At 61.7% G+C, this 2,115-nt stretch carries 1 protein-coding gene and 1 pseudogene; one reads left to right on the forward strand and one right to left on the reverse strand.

Going from position 1 to position 2,115, the window contains the following annotated elements; translation table 11 throughout:
• Positions 1-219: 219 nt before the first annotated feature.
• Complete coding sequence (locus ABD989_RS17580; protein ID WP_345314495.1) at positions 220-1,692, reverse strand: DUF1254 domain-containing protein; 1,473 nt, start codon at positions 1,690-1,692, stop codon at positions 220-222.
• 193 nt (positions 1,693-1,885) lie between these two features.
• On the opposite strand from ABD989_RS17580, the pseudogene ABD989_RS17585 reads away from it, so the two are divergent.
• Positions 1,886-2,115 (forward strand): annotated as a pseudogene (locus ABD989_RS17585) (ISL3 family transposase); the annotation flags it as partial.

The following is a 2,115-nucleotide window of genomic DNA, read 5'->3' on the forward strand; positions in this document are numbered from 1 at the left end:
GGACGCCTCGAACACCTCCGCGGAATCGCCCAGGGCTTCCGCAACCTCGACCACTACATCTTGCGGTCCCTACTGCATTCCGGTCAGCTCGCCGAAAGGGTCAACGCACTCTGAAATACGAAGAGCCAGTAAAGTATTCCCCTGTTCGCTTAGCGGCGCAGGCCACCCTGACCTGCCCCACGCATCAGAATGGTGCCCGCCGACAGTCGCTGCGTGCGATCAGATTCGCTCGATATCGTGTGGCTTCCAGGTCTTGTCGAACCAGGGCTTCAGCGGCCCATACAGTCGCAGGATCGCGTACCAACTCTTGGAGGGGACTGTCTGGATCCAATTCCCGCGGTGTTCACTCGGCGGTTCCGGGCTGAAGGTCAAGTCGATCGAGCCGTCGTCATTGTAGACGAGTTCAGTGCGGTTGTTCTCACTGCTCCGGCTGGGCAGTGGCTGTCCGGTCTGCAATTCCGAGCGGGTCTGGGGGTCGTAGACGATGACCGACCAGAAATCCTTAGCAGGAACGCCCGACGGAAGAGTCAGCCGATAGCTGTGACTACCCTGCAGGAACGCACCGGAGGCGTCCCTCTCGGTCAGCGCATACTGCGAGCCGACACCGACCATCTCGAGGGCCATCGCCGGAGTATTCAAGGTCGCCTGGTAGAAGAACATCGTCCTGGCATCCATATTGCGCCCGTCGCGCCCGTCTCCATCGAGCCACCGGTAGTCGCCGCCCACAAAGCCGGTCTTCCACTTGCGATCCTCGTAGAAGTAGGCGCGCTTGTCCCTGGTCTGGAAGACAATCGAGCGAGCGGTGGCGTTACCGACCGCCGCAGCGTCGGCGAGCGTGCCACACATCTGCTCATCAGGGGCGAACGCACGATCCTTGCGAATGCCGATCGAAGCAAGCAGACCCCGAGTCTCCGGATCAATCACGTCAATCGGTTCGCGCCTGATCACGTCCGCCATCTCGTTGTAGAACGTCCGATCGTTGGCGTGAATGGTGTTGAACTCCTTGCCCGAGAACGAGCTGAACTCCATCTCAGGACGCGCGTCCGCCGCCGACAGCGGGTAGATCTTGACTCCATCCTCGAACATCGCCTTTGCCACGTCGGTCTTGCCCTCGACAACGAAACCTCGCAGCGCCAGCAGGTTGGTGTAGCTCGGCGAGTGGGAGACGAAGTACCCATCGGGAATCTCGCCCTCATACTCGGGAGGAACGATCAGGTAGTTACCGCCGGCACCGCGGTCAGGTCCCGGTGCGCCCATATCGGTCACGAAGCGGAACCAGGCATCGTTGACTGTGCCAGGTCCGCACCCGGGTGGAATCTGTACGACCGTCGGACCATCCCGGTGCAGGTCAAGCATCGCAAGCGCGTAGACCGTATCGGTGTTTCCGGTGAGGAAGAGTGGGTTGGAGTCCAGGAGGCGATCAGCGATCACCATCTTATGCGCCGCGTCACAGCCGATGTCTAATAGGCCCGCGCGCAGCCCCTCCATTGAGGCAGCAGGAACGCACTGCAGGAACACCTCGACGGCTCGAAGGAAGTCCAGGTGGTCGAAGACCTTCGCGGCCGTGTCGTCGCTGGGGAAGCCGTCGGTGAACTCCAGCGTGCCGATCCGAGTCTCGACCCGGTCCGCAGTCAAGATCTCGCTCGGGATCGGAGTGTTATACCCGTGAGGAATGCCTGCTGGATTGATCATGGTCACATCATAGCCCTGTCGCGACCACCTTCCCCCGTCTTCTTAGTGAGAAAGTGGCGATGCGGATCGGGGCACGCATCCCTGCGGTGCGTAGGTGAGCTTCGGGACGAGCGCGGGCGACCACAAGATGTAGGCGGGTCCTGGGTGTGATCATGGAAGTTCCTACACACCCTTGACGCACACCACAGGACCCATGGCTGAGCTTACTTCCGATGTTGCCGACACGATCTGCCGAACCGTCGAGTTGGGCGTCACGATCACCGGCGCGGCCGTCGGCGCCGATGACCGGACCCATGTTTTCTGCGAGGTCCTCGACCCCGATCGACGCTGCCCGGACTGCAATATGGCAGGTCAACCACGCGATCGGGTCGTACGGGTCCTGACCGACACGCCCGCCGCCGGCTATCCAGTCCTCCTGCACGT

The organism is Gordonia alkaliphila (assembly GCF_039542465.1).
GTDB lineage: Bacteria > Actinomycetota > Actinomycetes > Mycobacteriales > Mycobacteriaceae > Gordonia > Gordonia alkaliphila.